Source organism: Corynebacterium doosanense CAU 212 = DSM 45436, assembly GCF_000767055.1.
GTDB lineage: Bacteria > Actinomycetota > Actinomycetes > Mycobacteriales > Mycobacteriaceae > Corynebacterium > Corynebacterium doosanense.
Genome location: NZ_CP006764.1, coordinates 308,622 through 325,835, shown reverse-complemented (window position 1 = coordinate 325,835; position 17,214 = coordinate 308,622). Strand labels below are relative to the sequence as shown.

General features: G+C 68.5%; 15 protein-coding genes and 1 pseudogene. 6 read left to right on the top strand and 10 right to left on the bottom strand.

Annotation, left to right across the window (positions count from 1 at the left end; genetic code table 11):
• The first annotated feature begins 95 nt into the window (after nt 1-95).
• A pseudogene (locus tag CDOO_RS01645) lies at nt 96-2,094 on the top strand (OPT family oligopeptide transporter).
• Here CDOO_RS01645 and topA read toward each other — a convergent pair.
• Entirely contained in the window at nt 2,095-5,055 is a 2,961-nt protein-coding gene (gene topA / locus CDOO_RS01640) for a type I DNA topoisomerase (RefSeq protein WP_018021499.1), read from the bottom strand.
• Nucleotides 5,056-5,173: 118 nt separating this feature from the next.
• Here topA and CDOO_RS01635 point away from each other — a divergent pair, with 118 nt between their 5' ends.
• The gene (locus CDOO_RS01635; protein ID WP_245616232.1) at nt 5,174-5,896 is read left to right on the top strand and encodes a DedA family protein; all 723 of its coding nucleotides are present in this window, start codon (nt 5,174-5,176) and stop codon (nt 5,894-5,896) included.
• 47 nt (nt 5,897-5,943) lie between these two features.
• On the opposite strand, the gene CDOO_RS01630 is transcribed toward CDOO_RS01635, so the two are convergent.
• Entirely contained in the window at nt 5,944-6,147 is a 204-nt protein-coding gene (locus CDOO_RS01630) for a cold-shock protein (RefSeq protein WP_018021501.1), read from the bottom strand.
• Between the two features lie 258 nt (nt 6,148-6,405).
• Here CDOO_RS01630 and CDOO_RS01625 point away from each other — a divergent pair, with 258 nt between their 5' ends.
• Entirely contained in the window at nt 6,406-8,751 is a 2,346-nt protein-coding gene (locus CDOO_RS01625) for a DEAD/DEAH box helicase (RefSeq protein ID WP_018021502.1), read from the top strand.
• A 1-nt stretch (nt 8,752) separates the two neighbouring features.
• Here the strand turns inward: CDOO_RS01625 and CDOO_RS01620 are convergent, their stop codons facing one another.
• The 7 genes from CDOO_RS01620 to ssd are packed head-to-tail and all read right to left on the bottom strand — an operon-like array spanning nt 8,753 to nt 13,146.
• Nucleotides 8,753-9,076: an Rv3654c family TadE-like protein gene (locus tag CDOO_RS01620; RefSeq protein WP_018021503.1), complete on the bottom strand. Its 324-nt coding sequence runs from the start codon at nt 9,074-9,076 to the stop codon at nt 8,753-8,755.
• The gene (locus CDOO_RS01615; protein ID WP_018021504.1) at nt 9,073-9,375 is read right to left on the bottom strand and encodes a hypothetical protein; all 303 of its coding nucleotides are present in this window, start codon (nt 9,373-9,375) and stop codon (nt 9,073-9,075) included. Before CDOO_RS01615 ends, CDOO_RS01620 begins: the two co-directional genes overlap by 4 nt.
• 8 nt (nt 9,376-9,383) lie before the next feature.
• The gene (locus tag CDOO_RS01610; protein ID WP_018021505.1) at nt 9,384-9,572 is read right to left on the bottom strand and encodes a DUF4244 domain-containing protein; all 189 of its coding nucleotides are present in this window, start codon (nt 9,570-9,572) and stop codon (nt 9,384-9,386) included.
• A gap of 19 nt (nt 9,573-9,591) precedes the next feature.
• Nucleotides 9,592-10,155, bottom strand: coding sequence for a type II secretion system F family protein (locus CDOO_RS01605; protein WP_018021506.1), 564 nt, complete (start codon nt 10,153-10,155; stop codon nt 9,592-9,594).
• The gene (locus tag CDOO_RS01600) at nt 10,152-10,925 is read right to left on the bottom strand and encodes a hypothetical protein (RefSeq protein WP_018021507.1); all 774 of its coding nucleotides are present in this window, start codon (nt 10,923-10,925) and stop codon (nt 10,152-10,154) included. The genes CDOO_RS01605 and CDOO_RS01600 overlap by 4 nt, the downstream gene beginning before the upstream one ends.
• A complete protein-coding gene (locus tag CDOO_RS01595) occupies nt 10,922-12,061 on the bottom strand; it encodes a TadA family conjugal transfer-associated ATPase (protein WP_018021508.1) in 1,140 nt (379 codons plus the stop codon). Before CDOO_RS01595 ends, CDOO_RS01600 begins: the two co-directional genes overlap by 4 nt.
• Nucleotides 12,058-13,146 (bottom strand): septum site-determining protein Ssd, encoded by a 1,089-nt coding sequence (gene ssd / locus CDOO_RS01590; RefSeq protein ID WP_018021509.1) that lies wholly within the window; start codon nt 13,144-13,146, stop codon nt 12,058-12,060. The genes CDOO_RS01595 and ssd overlap by 4 nt, the downstream gene beginning before the upstream one ends.
• 376 nt (nt 13,147-13,522) lie before the next feature.
• Here ssd and CDOO_RS01585 point away from each other — a divergent pair, with 376 nt between their 5' ends.
• The 3 genes from CDOO_RS01585 to CDOO_RS01575 all read left to right on the top strand — a co-directional run bounded on the left by CDOO_RS01585 (nt 13,523) and on the right by CDOO_RS01575 (nt 15,986).
• Complete coding sequence (locus CDOO_RS01585; RefSeq protein ID WP_018021510.1) at nt 13,523-14,365, top strand: HAD family hydrolase; 843 nt, start codon at nt 13,523-13,525, stop codon at nt 14,363-14,365.
• A 147-nt stretch (nt 14,366-14,512) separates the two neighbouring features.
• Complete coding sequence (locus tag CDOO_RS01580) at nt 14,513-15,016, top strand: phage holin family protein (protein ID WP_026159296.1); 504 nt, start codon at nt 14,513-14,515, stop codon at nt 15,014-15,016.
• Nucleotides 15,017-15,086: 70 nt separating this feature from the next.
• Entirely contained in the window at nt 15,087-15,986 is a 900-nt protein-coding gene (locus tag CDOO_RS01575) for an alpha/beta fold hydrolase (RefSeq protein WP_018021512.1), read from the top strand.
• On the opposite strand, the gene CDOO_RS01570 is transcribed toward CDOO_RS01575, so the two are convergent.
• On the bottom strand, nt 15,983-17,170 hold the full coding sequence (locus CDOO_RS01570; protein WP_026159297.1) for a MarP family serine protease: 1,188 nt from the start codon (nt 17,168-17,170) through the stop codon (nt 15,983-15,985). The genes CDOO_RS01575 and CDOO_RS01570 overlap by 4 nt on opposite strands.
• Nucleotides 17,171-17,214 lie beyond the last annotated feature (44 nt).

Genomic DNA, 17,214 nt, shown 5'->3' with positions numbered 1-17,214 from the left:
TCTCTTCCGGGTGCGGGGTATGTCTCCCAGTGTGCCACTCCTTCCCGGGTGAGCCATGCCATAAGCTTTTCCTGGTTCCATTACTGCCCACCCCTCTGAAAGCGAGCCGCACCACGGCGACGCCCGTATCTCCACCCCGCTCCTCCTCGCCGACCCGTGAACTCACGGTCCGCGCGATCATTCTCGGCGGGCTCATCACCCTGGTGTTCACCGCCGCGAACGTCTATCTCGGCCTGAAGGTCGGCCTGACCTTCGCCACCTCAATCCCCGCTGCGGTGATCTCCATGGCCGTGCTGCGTCGCTTCGCCGGTCACACCATCACCGAGAACAACATCGTGCAGACGGTCGCCTCGGCCGCCGGCACCCTCTCCGCGATCATCTTCGTGCTCCCCGGCCTGGTGATGATCGGCTGGTGGTCGGGCTTCCCCTACTGGATCACCACCGCGGTCTGCCTCTTCGGCGGTGTCCTCGGCGTCATGTACTCCATTCCCCTGCGCCGCGCGCTGGTCACCGGCTCCGACCTGCCGTTCCCCGAGGGTGTCGCCGCAGCCGAGGTGCTGCGTGTCGGCGACGACCAGGGTTCACACGAGGAGAACCAGCAGGGTCTGCGGGTCATCCTCGTCGGCTCGCTGGCCGCTGCCGGGTTCTCCCTACTTGCTGCACTCAAGGCCGTCGCCGGATCCGTGTCCACCGTGTTCCGCGTGGGCTCCGGCGGCACGATGCTCGGCGCGAGCCTCTCCCTGGCGCTCATCGGCGTGGGCCACCTGGTCGGCGTCACCGTGGGTATCGCCTGTGGGTCGGCCTCATCATCTCCTTCTTCATCCTGCTGCCGAGGTTCACCTCCGGGGAGCTCCCGGCCGCCGGCGACATCTCCGACATCGTCGCCTCGACGTTCTCCTCCGAGGTGCGTTTCGTCGGAGCCGGCGCGATGGCCGTGGCCGCCGTGTGGACGCTGCTGAAGATCATCCGCCCCATCGTCTCCGGCATCACCGACGCGCTGCGCTCCTCGCGCTCACGCCAGGCGGGCCAGGACGTGCCGCTGACCGAGCGGGACATCCCCTTCACCACCGTGATCGGTGTCATTCTCGCCTCGATGATCCCCATCGGCCTGCTGCTCTGGGTCTTCGTCCACGGCACCGAGATCACCCACCACGCCAGCGGTCTGATCATCATCAGCATCGTCTACGTGCTGCTCGTCGGCCTCGTCGTCGCCTCCATCTGCGGCTACATGGCCGGCCTCATCGGCGCGTCGAACTCACCCATCTCCGGCGTGGGCATCATCGTGGTCATCTCCGCCGCGCTGCTCATCAAGGCCGTGACCGGCAGTGAGAGCGACATCAACGCCCCTCGCTGGTGGCCTACACGCTGTTCACCGCCGCGGTCGTCTTCGGTATCGCCACCATCTCCAACGACAACCTGCAGGACCTGAAGACCGGCCAGCTCGTCGGCGCGACCCCGTGGAAGCAGCAGGTCGCCCTCATCATCGGCGTGGCCTTCGGCTCGATCATCATTCCCCCGGTGCTCCAGCTCATGCTGACGGGCTTCGGCTTCGCCGGCATGGAAGGCGCGGGCGAGGATGCGTTGGCCGCTCCCCAGGCCGCCCTGATGTCCTCGGTGGCCGAGGGCATCTTCGGCGACTCCCTCGACTGGAACCTCATCGGCCTCGGCGCGCTCATCGGCGCGGCGGTCATCGTCATCGACGAGATCCTCGGCCGGGTCAGCGGCAACCGTTTCCACCTGCCGCCGCTGGCCGTGGGCATGGGCATGTACCTGCCCGCGAGCCTCACGCTCATCATCCCCGTCGGCGCGTTCCTCGGGCTGTTCTACAACCGCTGGGCCGAAGGCCGCAGCAACCCCGAGGCGGCCAAGCGCATGGGCGTGCTGCTGGCCACCGGCCTCATCGTCGGCGAGAGCCTCTTCGGCGTGCTGCTCGCGGGCGTCATCGCGGCGACGGGCCTGCCCGAACCGCTGGCGGTCATGCCCGAGTCCTTCGCCGGGGTGGCGAACTGGCTGGGCATCGCCGTCTTCGTCGCCGTCATCCTCGGCTGCTACCGCTGGGTGCAGTCGGCCAGCGAGAAGAGTGCGACGAGCTAGCTACTTCTTCCGGGAGCCGGCCTTGACCACACGCTTGGTGGTCTTGGCCGGCTTTTTCACGGTCTTTTTTGAGGAGGTTTTCTTCGCCGTCGTCTTCTTCACGGGAGACTTCTTGGCCGCCGTCTTCTTCGCCGGAGCCCCGCCGTCGGCGGCCTCCTTCGCGCGACGCTCGGAGAGCAGCTCGTTGGCACGGGCGTCGGTGAGTGTCTCCGGGGTGTCGCCGCGGCGTAGCGACGCGTTGGTGTCGCCGTCCGTGACGTACGGGCCGAAGCGGCCGTCCTTGACGGTCATGGGCTTGCCGGAGACGTCATTGTCGCCGAGGGTCTTCAACGGCGGCTTCGCGGCGGCGCGCCCTCGACGCTTCGGCTCGGCGTAGATGCGCCGGGCCTCGTCGAGCGTGACGGTGAAGATCTCCTCCTCGCCACCGAGAGAGCGGGAGTCCGCGCCCTTCTTCAGGTACGGGCCGTAACGGCCGTTCTGCGCGGTGATGAGCTCACCGTCGGCAGGGTCGACGCCGACCTCGCGGGGCAGCGACAGCAGGCGCAGCGCCTCCTCGAGGGTCACCGAGCCGGGATCCATGGTGGAGAACAGCGACGCGGTGGAGGGTTTGAGCAGCTCGTCGACGATTTCCGCAACTCGCTTCTCCTTCTGCTTCTCCGCGGTCTTGGTGTCCCAGTTCTTCTTACGTTTGCCTTCCTCGGCGCGCTGCGCGTCCTCCTGCTCGCGTTCGCGGGCGACGACCTTCTCCGCCTCTGCCTCGGCCTTTTCACGCTCGTCGTCACGCACCTGCTCGGTGACGTAGGGGCCGTAGCGGCCCTCCTTGGCCACCACGACACGGTCATTCGCCGGGTTCTGGCCGAGCTCGCGCCCGCCCTGCGGGGTGGCGAAGAGTTTCTCCGCCACCTCGAGGGTGAGCTCGTCCGGGGTGGTGGCCTCGGGGAGGTTGGCGCGCTGGTACTCGGGCTCGCCGTCCTTCGTCTGGCCGACGACACGCTCGATGTACGGGCCGTAGCGGCCGACACGCACGACGATGTCGCGGCCCTCGGAGTCGGTGAACAGCCGCAGGGAGTTGACCTGACGGGCGTCGATGGCCTCGAGGTTGACGTCGATGAGCGACTTCAGACCGCCGCGCTTGGCGATCGCCTCCGCCTTCTCGTCGCTGGCGTCCGCGTCACCGAAGTAGAAACCGGTGAGCCACTCCGTGCGGTCCTCGGAACCCTCGGCGATGGCGTCGAGCTGATCCTCCATCGAGGAGGTGAACTCGTAGTCCACCAGCGAGGTGAAGTTGGACTCCATGAGCCCCACCACGGCGAACGCGACCCAGCTGGGCACGAGAGCGTTACCCCGGGCGTAGACGTAACCGCGGTCCTGGATCGTCTTGATGATCGACGCGTACGTCGACGGGCGACCGATGCCCAGGTCCTCCATCTTCTTCACCAGGGAAGCCTCGGTGTAGCGCGCCGGCGGGTTGGTGGTGTGCCCGTCCGCGGTGATCTTGTCCACGGTCAGGTCGTCGCCCCTGCTCAGCTGGGGCAGACGCGGGGTGTCGTTCTTCTCCCCCGCGTCGCCGGAGAGTGCCCGGAGGAAACCGGGGAAGGTGATGGTGCGGCCGGTGGCGGAGAATTCGGTCTGCTCGCCGGTGGCGGCGGTGCCCGTGATGGTGAGTTTCATCGAGGTGCCCCGGGCATCGGCCATCTGCGAGGCGACCGTGCGGGCCCAGATCAGTTCGTAGAGCTTGAATTCCTCGGTGTCGAGCTGGCCGGAGAGTTGACCCGGCGTCGAGAAGCGCTCTCCTGCTGGCCGGATCGCCTCGTGCGCCTCCTGGGAGTTCTTCACCTTGCGGTCGTAGCGCCTGGGCGCGTCCGAGACGTAGTTCTGGCCGTAGAGTTCCTTGGCCTGGTTGCGCGCGGCGGACATGCCCTGCGCGGACAGCGAGGTCGAGTCCGTACGCATGTAGGTGATGTGGCCGTTCTCGTACAGCCGCTGCGCGATGCGCATGGTGCGCTCGGAGGTGAAGTGCAGGCGTCGACCGGCCTCCTGCTGCAGCGTCGACGTCATGAACGGCGCCTGCGGCTTGCGCGAGTACGGCTTCTCCTCGACCGCCGCGACGGTCATCGCCGCATCCCGCAGCCCCGAGGCCAGCGCCTCGGCGGTGGGCTTGTCGACGACAATGAGCTCACCCTTCGCGTCCTTGAGCACACCGTCGTCGCCGAAGTCGCGGCCCTGGGCCACACGCTTGCCGTCGACGCCCGTCAGCCGGGCCTGGAAGGAACGGGGGTTCTCCGGATCGCCGGACTTCTGGCCGGTGTCCAGGTCGGCGGTGAGATCCCAGTAGCCGGCCGCGACGAACGCCATGCGCTCGCGCTCACGCTCGACGATGACACGGGTGGCCACGGACTGGACACGCCCCGCGGACAGCCGTGGCATGACCTTCTTCCACAGCACGGGGGAGACCTCGTAGCCGTAGAGGCGGTCGAGGATACGACGGGTTTCCTGGGCATCGACAAGGTTGTCGTCGATGTCGCGGGTGTTCGCCGCGGCGTCCTTGATGGCGGCCTCGGTGATCTCGTTGAACACCATGCGGCGCACGGGCACCTTGGGGTTGAGCACCTCGAGCAGGTGCCACGCGATGGCCTCGCCCTCACGGTCGGGGTCTGTCGCGAGGAAGAGCTGGTCGGCCTGCTTGAGCTTCGACTTGAGGTCGGCGACCTTCTTCTTTTTGTCGTTGCTCACCACGTACAGCGGCTTGAAGCCGTTGTCCGTGTCGACGCCGAGCCGCGCCCACGGCTCCTTCTTGTGTTTCGCCGGGACGTCCGCGGCACCGCGGGGAAGGTCGCGGATGTGGCCGACCGAGGCCTCGACGATGTAGCGGTTGCCGAGGTACTTCTGGATCTTCTTGGCCTTCGTCTGCGACTCGACGATAACGAGGGTCTTGCCCCCTGCGCCGTTTTCTTCCGTCACGATGTGTCTACGCGTCCTTCCCGGGTGATCACGGATGATCAGTCACACCCGTGTTCGAGTGTTTATCGCCAGACTCTAGCGCAGACCACCCCGTCGGTGTCACGTTACTCTGTATTTAATGGTGCGCCTGCCGGATCCGGGCGGCCCCGGCGGCGACGCACGGGATAGAATCGGTCGACACATCCACACGTGCTTATCGACGGGACTATTCAACGTGCAAGATCAGCTCACCCTCTGGGTGGAGTCGGTGGTCAATTACCCGGCCTTCCTGCCCATAGTCACGCTGTTCACCCTGGTCGACTCCCTGGTTCCCCTCATTCCCAGCGAGACGATCCTCAGCATCGGCGCGGCGTGGTCCGGCTCCACCGGATCGCCGGACATCTGGCACCTGATCTGGTTCGCCGTCGCCGGGGCCATGATCGGCGACAACATCTGCTTCTACGCCGGACACCGGTTCAAGGACCGGGTCGACCGCATCCGGCCGAACTCCCGGCCCGGGCGGGCACTGAGCTGGATCCGCCGCGCCATGCGCCTCTACGGCGGGGCCGCGATCATCATCGCCCGTTTCATCCCCTGGGCCAGGTGGGTGCTCACGCTCATGCTGGGGTCGGTGCGTTACAACTGGTTCCTGTTCTTCTTCTTCGACACCCTCGGCGTGCTGGTGTGGGCGGGCATGATCTCCGGGGCGAGTTACCTCGGCGGCATGCTCTTCCAGGGCTCGCCGCTCATCGGCATGGTGGCGGGAATCCTCGCGGGCATGCTGGTGGGTCTGCTGGTGCAGAAGGCGCAGGGCCGCTTCATGGAGTGGCGCGACGAGCGCCAGGCCCTGTCCCGGGCATGAAAAAGTCCCCGTTCGCTGCGAAAGCGACGGGGGATTTTTACGTGCTCTTAGAGAGCGCGGATCTGCTGTGCCTGCGGGCCCTTGGCGCCTTCGCCGACCTCGAACTCGACCTGCTGGTTCTCCTCGAGGGTGCGGAAGCCCGAACCCTGGATCTCGGAGTAGTGGACGAAGACGTCGGCGGAGCCGTCGTCGGGAGCGATGAAGCCGAAGCCCTTTTCAGCGTTGAACCATTTAACGGTACCAGTTGCCATGATGTAAACCTCTTCAAAAGATTGGGATTGGTCGGACGCGGATATTCTTTATCCACTGCCGGGTCGGGTCGAACCACCAAGCCCCCTCGGAGAGGAAACCTGATGCCCGCGTGTATTTCTTTTGCGAGCACCTATCAAGAACTGCGCCAGAATCCGCGACCTCCTTTAGTGTTTCATGGATCGGGCGATTTGTACCTCCCTGCTTGTAAAATACCTGTAAAAACCTATGTAAACCGCTACCCCCGGGGGTGAATTACGGTGTCCGACGTCGGATCCGAACTACTGGAACAGGCCCTGCGCCGCTTCCCCGAATCCACCCTCACCCACCGCGCCACCATCCCCGCCCGCCCCTCTCGGCACACGGACTGGCCCGACTGGGTCCTGCCCGGGCTGCGGGATTCGCTCATCGACGCCGGCATCACCCGTCCGTGGACCCACCAGGTGGCCACCGCCCAGGCGGCCTGGGAGGGCCACGACGTCATCGTCTCCACGGGAACATCCTCGGGCAAGTCCCTCGGTTATCAACTGCCCATCCTCACCCGGCTCGCGGCCGATCCCACCGCGACGGCCCTGTACCTCACCCCGACGAAGGCGCTCGGCTCCGACCAGCTGCAGTCCGTCATGCGTCTCGTGCGCGAAATTCCGGAGCTCGGCGGCATCCACCCGGCCCCCTACGACCGCGACACCCCGGTCGAGTCGCGCTCCGGCATCCGCGACCATTCCCGCTTCGTGTTCACCAACCCCGACATGCTGCACGTCTCCCTGCTCGGGGCACACCAGCGCTGGGCGCGGGTGCTGCGCAAGCTGCAGTACATCGTCATCGACGAATGCCACAGCTACCGCGGGGTCTTCGGAGCGAATGTCGCGCTGGTCATCCGCCGGCTGCTGCGGGTCGCCGCCCGCTACGGCGCCTCACCCAGGGTCATCCTCGCCTCCGCCACCGCCGCCGATCCTGCCGACAACGCCCGCCGGTTGACCGGTCGCGAGGCCCTGGCGGTCACCGACGACGGTGCGCCCACCGGTTCACGGACGGTGGCGCTGTGGGAACCGGGGTTCATCGAGGGTGCTGAGGGGGAGAACGGCGCGCCCGTGCGCCGCTCCGCCACGACCGAGGCCGCCGGTCTCATGGCCGTCGCCGTAGCCGAGGGTGCCCGCACGCTGACCTTCGTGCGCTCCCGGCGCGGCGCGGAGATCACCGCCCTGGTGACGCAGCAGGAGCTGGGTTCGATGGGCCGGCCGGACTTCGGCCGGCGCATCGCCTCCTACCGCGCGGGGTACCTCGCGGAGGACCGCCGCAAGCTGGAGAAGATGCTCGACAACGGCGATCTGCTCGGGGTGGCCACCACCAACGCCCTGGAGATGGGCATCGACGTCGGTGGCCTCGACGCCGTCATCACCGCCGGCTACCCCGGCACCGTGGCCAGCTTCTGGCAGCAGGCCGGCCGCGCGGGTCGCCGCGGGCAGGGCTCGCTGGTCATCCTCGTCGCCCGGGACGACCCCATGGACACCTACCTCGTGCACCACCCGGAGGCGCTGCTCGGCCGGCCAGTGGAGAAGAATGTGTTCAACCCCCGCAACCCGTACATCCTGCGTGGCCACATGTACTGCGCGGCCGTCGAAGCCCCGCTGTCGGATGCAGACGTCCGGGACTTCGGCGCCGAGTCCGTTGTCGCCGAGCTCTCCGAGCTGGGGCTGCTGCGCCGCCGCGCCTCCGGATGGTTCCCCGTCCCGCGCCCCGCGGGGGTGGACGAGCTGCCCACGCCGGAGACCGCACACAACTCGGTGGCCGTCCGGGGCGGCTCGGGCCATGAGGTGATGATCGTCGATGCCACCGACGGCCGACTCCTGGGCACCGTCGATACCGCCCGCGCCGCCACCCAGGTGCACACCGGTGCGGTGTACCTCCACCAGGGCACCAGCTACGTCATCGACGAACTCAACCTCGACGACTACCTGGCACTGGCCCACCCGGACACGCCGGACTACTCCACGAGCGCACGATCGGTCACCGACATCCGCATCCTCTCCAACCCCGGGGAGGACGAGCTGATCAACTACTCCCCCGGCCTGTGGGTCTCCAACGTCGACGTCGAGGTCACCGACCAGGTCACCGGCTACATCGTGCGTTTCCCCGACGGCACCGTCGGCGGGCACATCCCGCTCGACCTGCCGCAGCAACGCCTGGTGACCCGCGCGGTGGCCTACACCGTCGACCCCCTCGTGCTCAGCGCCGCCGGCATCACCGCGGGCGAGGTTCCCGGCGCGCTGCACGCCGCCGAGCACGCGGCCATCGGCCTGCTCCCCCTGCTGGCCACCTGCGACAGGTGGGACATCGGCGGCGTATCGACGGCCCTGCACCCCGATACCGGGTTACCCACCGTCTTCGTCTACGACGGCCATCCCGGCGGCGCGGGATTCGCCGACGAGGGCTTCTCCCGTTTCCCGGAGTGGATGCAGGCGACATTCGAGGCGGTGCGTGCCTGCGCGTGCGAGTCCGGCTGCCCGTCGTGTGTGCAGTCGCCCAAGTGCGGCAACGGCAACAACCCCCTGGACAAGGCCGGGGCGCTGAAGCTGCTGGGCGCTCTGGTGAGCATGACCGGTTGAGTCAGATCGGCCCGGCGCGGGCGCTGGCCTCCTCCCCGTCGACGCGGGCGGTAAGCACGATGTCCGTGTCCTCCGGGCGGCAGGTGGTGAGGTCCGCGTGGTTGAGTGCCGCCACGCGGCCGGCCTCGTCGCAACCGTCTTCGCCGTAGGCGAGGGCATGGGCGCCCGCGGCCGCGGAGAGGTCGGCGGCCAGCCTCGCCTGGTGGGCCGCGAGGCGTTCGCCACCCACCGCGGCGACGACAAAACACAGTGAGGCCAGCGCCGCGATGATGCCAGCGGCGACAATGGTGGCGTTGCCGGAGTCGTCACGGAGCAGTCTGCTCACGGCGTCTCCACGGGGAAGATCGCCTGGGAGGACATCGTGCCGATCGCGGCGGGGACCTCGGCGGTGACGGTGATGAGACCGGCGTTTTCCTCGACGGAGACCGTGCCCCGGGGCGGGTCATAGTCAAGGCCGACGGCGTGGGCGCGCGCTGCGGCACCCGCGATGTCGACGGAGGAGATCTTGGCGGCCATGGTCGCCATGGCCCCGACGATGGCGGCCGCGACGATGACCAGGCTGGCGAGGGCGAGCGCGGCTTCGATGGTGACGGATCCGCGATCGTCGAGACGCAGGCGATTCATGGGCGGGATCAGGCCGGGGTGTTGGACAGGGCGTCGGTGATGATGGACTCGATGGCGGTGGTGACGCCATCGCCGTTAATGACCACGTAGAGGACGGCGGCGAGCGCGGCCGCGGCGAGCGAGCCCATGGCGTATTCGACGGTGGACATGCCGCGGTCGTTGGCGGTGAGGGCGTGGATGCGGTGGATGAGGGACATGAGGATCTCCTTGAGTGGGTTAGCGAGAGAGGATGTCGGCGCCCAGGTCGATGATGACCGGGGCGAGTCCGAGGACGAGGAAGGCCGGGAGGAAACACCCGGTCAGTGGGATGGACATGAGGACTCCTGCGCGTTCGGCACGGGCCACGGCCTGATCGGCCGCCTTCTGGCGCAGGTGGCTGGTGAGGTCCTGGCAGCCTTCGGCCACGGCAGAACCCGAGTCCGCGGAACGTCGGACAAGCCGGGCGAGGTCGGAGAAACCCGGATAGTGCTCGACGTCAAGGAAGGCACGGTCGACGGCCACCCCGACGGCGAGGAGGTTGGCGATGCGCCGCCAGTGCTCTACGGTGCTGTTGCCCGCCGCGGACGACACCGCCCGGGCCGCGGCCGAGACCGGCAGCCCCGACGTCAGACACATGGCAAACAGCTCGATGTCGTCGGCGAGTTCTATCTGATCCGGGGCGCCGGGCCCGTCTCTGGGGGATTTCGGGGATTCTCCGGCCCGGGCCACGCGCCGCGCCGGAGGCACCGTGCCCACGGCACAGGCGCCCGCGAGAAGCAGGAACAGAAGAGGGAGGTTCATGCGCTGGCCCTCGTGATCAGCGCCCGGGAGATGAGCAGCCCGCCGCAGATGAGAGCGACTCCGCCCAGCAGAAGGAACCCGCCCACGCCGCCGGAGAGGAGAAAGCTCAGCGGGTTCGCCCCCATCCCAGATCCCAGCGCGATGCCCGCGAGGGGCAGGGCGGACAGGATCACGGCCGTGGCCTGCGGCCCCTGCAGGCTCGCCGTGGTCGCGGAGCGGTGGCGGGCCCGGGCAGCGAGTCGCACCCGCGCCTGTTCCAGCAGCGGTGCGGCAGGGAGCCCGTGGGTGTCCGCGAGCGCCCAGATCCGGGACACGGCTCCGAGCTCGGGAACCGCGGCCAGGGCGACGTGTCCCTCGCCCCCGCGGGAGATGTGGTGGGCGGCCGTCGTGAAGCAGTGTGCCAGCTCCTTCGGTGCGGAATCCGGCAACGATCCCGCGGCCCTGGCGAAGGAGGGGCCGAGGAGCGCGCCCGACCGCAGGTCGGCGACGACCAGGCCGAGGACGGTCGTGGTCGCGGACTCGATGTTGCGGGCCCGGCGGCTGGCTCGTGCCCGGTCGATGAGGAAGGCGGCCGTGGCCAGGACCGTGAGGGCAGAAAGCACCACGGTGGCTCGTCCAGCCAGGAAGAACAGCAGCAGGGCAAACCCGGCGAGGGCGGGCGCTACGCGGGCCAGGCGGTTGCCACGCTGCCCGGGATCTCGTCGTCCCAGGCGTGCGGCCGGGGAGCCGGTTCCCACCAGCAGGGCCGCGGCGAGCAGGACCGGGGTCATGGCCTCTCCCCCGTCATGGCCGCGCGGACCCGGTCGGACACAGCCTGGCCCGACTCCCAGAGAACGGTGGCCTCAACCGGGTTCCCCTCGAGCTGGGCGATCTGGTGCAGTCGCCGGCGACCGTCTGTGCCCCGTTTCATCACCAGGGCGAGGTGCACGGCGGCGGACAGCTGCGAATGCAGCGTCGCGCGGTCCAGGCCGCCGAGCGCCGCCAGGGCCTCCATCCTGGCAGGGATCTCCGCGGACGAATTGGCATGCAGGGTTCCCGCGCCCCCGTCGTGGCCGGTGTTGAGGGCGGTGAGCAGGTCGACGACCTCGGCACCCCGGATCTCCCCCACGACCACCCGGTCAGGCCGCATGCGCAGGGCCTGCACCAGCAGCTGCGACATGGTGATCCGGCCGGCGCCCTCGGCGTTCGCCGCCCGGGTGGTCAACCCCACCACGTGGGGATGTGAGGGATCCAGCTCCGCGGTGTCCTCGATGCAGACGATGCGTTCGTACGGTGCGACCTCCGCGAGTAGGGCGGACAGCATGGTGGTCTTCCCCGTCCCGGTGCCACCGACGACGAGAAAGGACCGGTGGGCGGCGATCATGCCGCGTAGTAGGTCGGCGACCTCGGCGCTCAGTGCTCCGGCCGCGACGAGGTCGGGCAGCCTCGTCCGGGCCTGGCGCAGTACCCGGAGGCTGATGAGGGTGTCCGTACGCGAGGGCGGTCCGAGAACCGCGTGGACCCGGACGACCGAGCCGTCGGGGCGGGACAAGCGGCCGTCGACAAAAGGCTGGGCGTCGTCGAGCCGCCGTCCGCAGGCCGCAGCCAACCGGGTGGCGAGTCTGCGCACGTCCCCCGCGGAGGAGAAGGTCAGGGTGGCCTGCTCGAGACCGGATCCCCGGTCGAACCAGATCTCCCCGGGCCCGTTGACCAGGACGTCGGTGACCCCGTCGAGAGCCAGGAGCCGCTCCAGCCGGCCGGCACCGGTGACGTCGTCGCGCAGTCTGCGCAGCACGTCGAGGACATCGAGGTCGCTGATCACCCCCGCCTCCTCGCGCACTACCCGGGCGAGTTCAGCGGGATCCGCGTCAGCCAGGCGGGGCTCATCGATGAGCCGGCGTTGGATCCGCTCCAGCAGGTCGCTCACGACGCCACCCCTGCCTCGGCGAGCACCGCGGCCGCGGCCCGCCGGAGCGTCGCCGGCAGCCGCCGGGGCAGGCCCGAGATCTCCGCCTGGCGGGGAAGCGCGGCGACCGTGGCCACGTCGGCGACCGGGTCGCTGCCCAGTACCCGGCGCACGTCGGCAGGTTCCATGCCGGACCAGGCGCGCCTGCGGGTGAGCACGACATGACTGGTTCTGCTCGCGCGGAGCCGGTGCAGGTAGCGGACCGCAGCCGAGGTCGCACGAACCTCCGTGGGCACGATCACCGCGACAAGATCGCACGCCGGTGGATCGCTCGCGGCAGGAAGATCCACCACGACCACGCCGGGCCCGCCCGCCAGCGACGACAGCACGGTGGCCAGATGGGCGGGGCCCACCGTGAACGGGTCGGCGATCGTCGTGCGGGCGGCGGAGAGCACAGCCACGTGATCGACGGTGGTGGGCAGGGCGGCGCGGAGGTCCCCGGCGTCGATGAGCCCGCCGGAGTTCTCTCCCAGGAGGAGATCTGGCCACCGCGCGCCGGGTGTGTCCTCTATCCCCAGCAGCAGGTCGAGGCCACCGGAGGCCGGGTCCGCATCGATGAGCGTGACCGGCTCGGGGGACAGCCGCGCCAGGGCAGCCGCGAACGTCGAGGCCCCCGCGCCGCCGACTGCGCCGGCGACGGCGATGGTGGTCGACGCCGAGGAATGACCGCCGCCGCGGGCACGGTGGGTCGTGGCCAGCTCCGACATACGCGACAGCAGGTCCGCGGACTGCGCCGGGAGGATGAAGGCCTGCGCGGCATGACAGCGCAGCGCCGTTTCCCAGTCCATGGGCGTGCGGTCCGAGGTGAGGAAGAACAGCGCCTCGTGGGTGTCCGTGTCCCCCAGGCCGGCGGCGAACTCTGCGTCGACAAGGATGGCTGCCGCCCGGCTGAGGTATCTGCGCAGCTCAGCTGTCTGCTGCGGGTCGGTGAGGTCGATGACCGGCCGGGTGGTCGCGGCGGCGACGTGCACAGCTTCGGGGTGGAGGACGGGATCTGCGACGGCGACGAGGACGAAGGCGTCCGGACGGTCAACGCTGGTGGGCATGTCCGCAACTCTCGCCCATCTCGGGACGTCGCCGGCCAGAGGCGGTCCAGACCTGGGGATAACCCGGCAGATTGTGCAGCTGTCACCAAAAAGAGTGGAGAAATAGCGACGGCCCGCGCTTCGGGGGGATGCGCGGGCCATCAACCCGGCCTCGGGGGGCGGGCCGGGGCAGGTCAACCGTAAAATCGGGACCTTGCACAAACGATTATCGCATATCACCCGTGTAATTCCAACCCTTACCGGTCGCCGGCCCGTCCCGTAACATTCCTCGGCCGGCCGGACGATAGCCCTACTGGTACCATTTGCCACAACAACCCCACGTGTCACAGCCCGTTTGTGCGCACCTTCCCCCGCAGGGACGTAGACTTCACACATCATGGAATTCCAGTCAAACCAGCCCGCCTCCGCGGGCATGCAGCGGCCCGGTGCCCGTCGCACCGCGGCTTTCTTTGACCTGGACAAGACCATCATCGCCACGAGCTCCGCCTTCGCCTATGGCCGGGAGTTCATGCACAACGGCCTGATCTCCCACGCCGAGGCAGTGCAGATGTCTCTGGCGAAGGCCAGCTACGTCATGGTGGGGCAGTCGAGTGAACAGATGGACGCCACCCGCGACCACCTCGCCGCACTCGTCTCCGGATGGGAGGTGGAGGAGGTCCTGCGGATCGCCGACGAGGCACTGCATCACGTGGTCACCCCGGCAATATATTCAGAGGCGCGGGAGCTGATCCGCTTCCACCGCAGTGCCGGGCACGACATCGTCATCGTCTCCGCCTCCGCCAGCCAGCTCGTGCGCCCCATCGCCGAGGAACTGGGGATCGACGACATCGTCGCCACCGAGCTGGAGATCGTCGACGGCCACTTCACCGGTGAGATCCTCACCTACCTCAAAGGCCCGGCCAAGCCGGAGGCGATGATGAAGCTGGCCGCCGAGCGGGGCTACGACATGGAGTCGAGCTACGCGTACTCCGACTCGGCCACGGACATCCCCATGCTCGAGGCGGTGGGCAACCCCGTCGCGGTCAACCCGGACCGTGCCATGAAGAAGGCGGCACTGGAGAAGGGCTGGGAAATCCGCACCTTCAAGGACCCGGTTCCGCTGTTCCAGATGCCCGGGGCCCGGGAGATCGGCATCGGCGCGGGCGTTCTCGCCGGCATCGTCGCCGTGGCCGCCGGCGGCATCTGGGCGGCGGGTCGCGGCCGGACCCGGGCGTCGTGAGCAGGTTCCCGTATTCACTTAAGACCACATTCGCCGGAAAATCCCAGTAAGGTAGCCGATGGCGAGTACACTCACCGGACTAATTAGACTCTCAGACATAAAAATTTCCCACCATCACCGAGGCAGGTAACACACGTGAGCACCCCCGTGAACGACAACGGACTTTTCACCGAAGGCGCGGAGAAGTTCTCCGGGCAGGTCAACTCGATTCCGCTGAGCGACGTCGACTCCACCAGGCCCGGCCAGGCCTCCCTCGGCGATCTCGTCTCCAACGCGTCCGCCCAGGTATCCACCCTCGTCCGCTCGGAGATCGAGCTGGCCAAGACCGAGATCGCCGGCGAGGTCAAGAAGGGTGCCATCGGCGGCGGGCTGTTCGCCGTTGCCGGCGTCATTGCGCTGTACAGCTCCTTTTTCTTCTTCTTCTTCCTCGCCGAGCTGCTGGCCAAATGGCTCGACCGCTGGGCGGCCTTCCTCATCGTGTTCCTCATCATGATCGTCATCGCTGCCGTGGCCGCGCTGATCGGCTGGAACCGGTTCAAGAAGATCCAGGCACCCAAGCGCACCATGGCATCCGTGCAGCAGGACACCAAGCTCATCCCGGGCCAGGCCACCAAGAAGGTCACCGGCGACCAGAGCGCCCTCTACACCTAGAACGACCAGCGTCGCCCCGCCTCCCCCGTGATCACGAGGGGGGCGGTTTTTTCACGAAAGGACCCCGTCCATGACGGACATGCCGCCGCCACCCGACGTGGTCAAGCTCGACGGCCCGTTCAGCCACGAATTTGTCCATGCCCGCGGGGTACGCCTGCACATCGCCGTCGCCGGGGAACCGGGGTCACCGCTGGTACTGCTGCTTCACGACGCCTTCGGCGCCTGGTTCGATTTCCGCCACGTCATCGCTCCCCTAGCCCGGGCCGGCTACCGCGTCGCGGCCGTGGATCTCCGCGGTTACGGCATGTCGGATAAACCTCCGGCGGGTTCCAGCTTCGGCGTCGGGACCCTGGTCAGCGACATCGCCGGCCTCATCCCCGCCCTAGGTTACGAGCAGGCCGTGCTCGTGGGGTGCGACACCGGCGGCAGTGTGGCTTGGACAATGGCCACGACCCACCCGGACCGGGTGGCCGCCCTCGTGTCGGTCGCCTCGGCACACCCCGGTGACCTGCGTCGATCAGTGCGGAAACGCCCGTGGGAGTTCCTGTGGCTGCTGGCGCGGCACCTGACCTTCCGCGGTCCACGCCAGCGCCACGCCGCCCGGGAGGCGGCCCGTTTCCTCTCCCTCAACACCACGGCCGGGTACCACCGCACGGCGGGTTACCGCGAGGAGTCGGAGCTGCGGCAGTTGGCCGCACGCATCGGCTCCACTGCCCCGGCGATGATGAACACTTCGGGCATTCTCCTCGGCCTCGTTCCGTTCCGGCAACTGAACGCGCAGGTCACTGCGCCGACGCTCATGCTGCATGCACCGCAGTCGCTGTGGCGGGGGGTCAACGAACGTTCGGTGAGGCGCCTCGCCGACGGCGTGCGGTGGGAGGCGGCGGCCGTCGCGGGAGCGAAGAACCTTCCGCATGTGGAGGCGCCGGAAGCGTTCGTCGATAAGCTCACGGCGTTTCTCGCCGCCTAGACGCACCTCTGCGTGTCCACCGGCGTGGTCAGGTCACGGACGTCGCCGATGTGCCCGAGGACCTCGCGGGCGGTCAGGGCGAAGCCGATGTCGGAGGAGTCCCGGGACGCGCCGAAGACCACCCCGAGGACCCGGCCGTCGGTGCTGACCAGCGGACCACCGGAGTTGCCCTCCCGGATGGTTCCGCGGGCCGTGTAGGCCTCACGTTCGACCTGGCCCTGCGCGTAGATGTCCGAGCCGGAGATGGTGATGCGGTCCGCGACGCGGGCGGGGGCGGCCTCGAAGGGGCCCGACTGCGGGTAACCGAACACGATGGCGTCGGCACCCGCCTCGGCGGGTTCCTCCGCCCAGGCCAGCGGCTCGATGCCGAGCCCGGGGCTGTGGAGCACCGCGACATCGACGGCGGGGTTGAAGTACACCACCTCCGCTTCCTTGACCCCCAGCGCTGTGTCCAACCGCACCGAGTTGGTGCCGGCGACGACGTGCGCGTTGGTGACCACGTAGTCGTCGGCGGTGACAAACCCGGAACCCATGAGGCGACGGCTGCACTCCTCTGCGGAGCCCATGACGTGGATGATCGACGGCCGGATCTGCTCCACGAGCTCCCGGTCAGCCACGGTGGCGCTCGGGGCAGGGACGTCGCGGGCGTTGGTGGACTCGAACGGCGAGACCAACGGGGGCAGTCCGCTCTCGTCGAGCATGGCGGAGATCCGCGACGGGACGGTGTTGAGCGCGTCCGGGGTCACCCGGTCGATGCCCCGGAGGATCGTCGAGCCGCGAATGCCGTCGGAGGCCTGGTTCCCCAGCCCGGTGGCCAGCGGTACGGCGACCAGCCAGCACACCACCATGACGGTGACCAGCTGGAACACCGCGCCGAGGAAGGAATCAAAGGTCTGGGACTGGCGTTGGCGCATGCGGTCCCGCAGATTCGCACCCAGCACGGCGCCGACGAGGTTGCCCATACCGATGAGCAGCACCACCACGGCGAGCCCGATGAGGAAACGCAGGACGACGGACGTGGTCAGGCCCATGAGCAGCGGGGCCACCGCCAGACCGATGATGAGCCCGGCGATGATTCCCACGGCCGACAGTACCGAGGCCGCCGCCCCCTGACGCCACCCGCTGCGCACGGCGAACAGTGCGATGAGCACGAGTAACGCGTCGACGATGAGGGCTGGGCTGATGGAGCTCACGGTGTAATCGGGGTCCTTCGGGGATCAGGCGAGAG

Coding starts and splice junctions, on each gene's coding strand:
- CDOO_RS01585 (WP_018021510.1), top strand. CDS start 13,523: ATGGAATTCCAGTCAAACCAGCCCGCCTCCGCGGGCATGCAGCGGCCC.
- CDOO_RS01605 (WP_018021506.1), bottom strand. CDS start 10,155: ATGAACCTCCCTCTTCTGTTCCTGCTTCTCGCGGGCGCCTGTGCCGTG.
- ssd (WP_018021509.1), bottom strand. CDS start 13,146: ATGCCCACCAGCGTTGACCGTCCGGACGCCTTCGTCCTCGTCGCCGTC.
- CDOO_RS01630 (WP_018021501.1), bottom strand. CDS start 6,147: ATGGCAACTGGTACCGTTAAATGGTTCAACGCTGAAAAGGGCTTCGGC.
- CDOO_RS01615 (WP_018021504.1), bottom strand. CDS start 9,375: ATGAATCGCCTGCGTCTCGACGATCGCGGATCCGTCACCATCGAAGCC.
- CDOO_RS01600 (WP_018021507.1), bottom strand. CDS start 10,925: ATGACCCCGGTCCTGCTCGCCGCGGCCCTGCTGGTGGGAACCGGCTCC.
- CDOO_RS01575 (WP_018021512.1), top strand. CDS start 15,087: ATGACGGACATGCCGCCGCCACCCGACGTGGTCAAGCTCGACGGCCCG.
- CDOO_RS01610 (WP_018021505.1), bottom strand. CDS start 9,572: ATGTCCCTCATCCACCGCATCCACGCCCTCACCGCCAACGACCGCGGC.
- CDOO_RS01635 (WP_245616232.1), top strand. CDS start 5,174: ATGGTGCGCCTGCCGGATCCGGGCGGCCCCGGCGGCGACGCACGGGAT.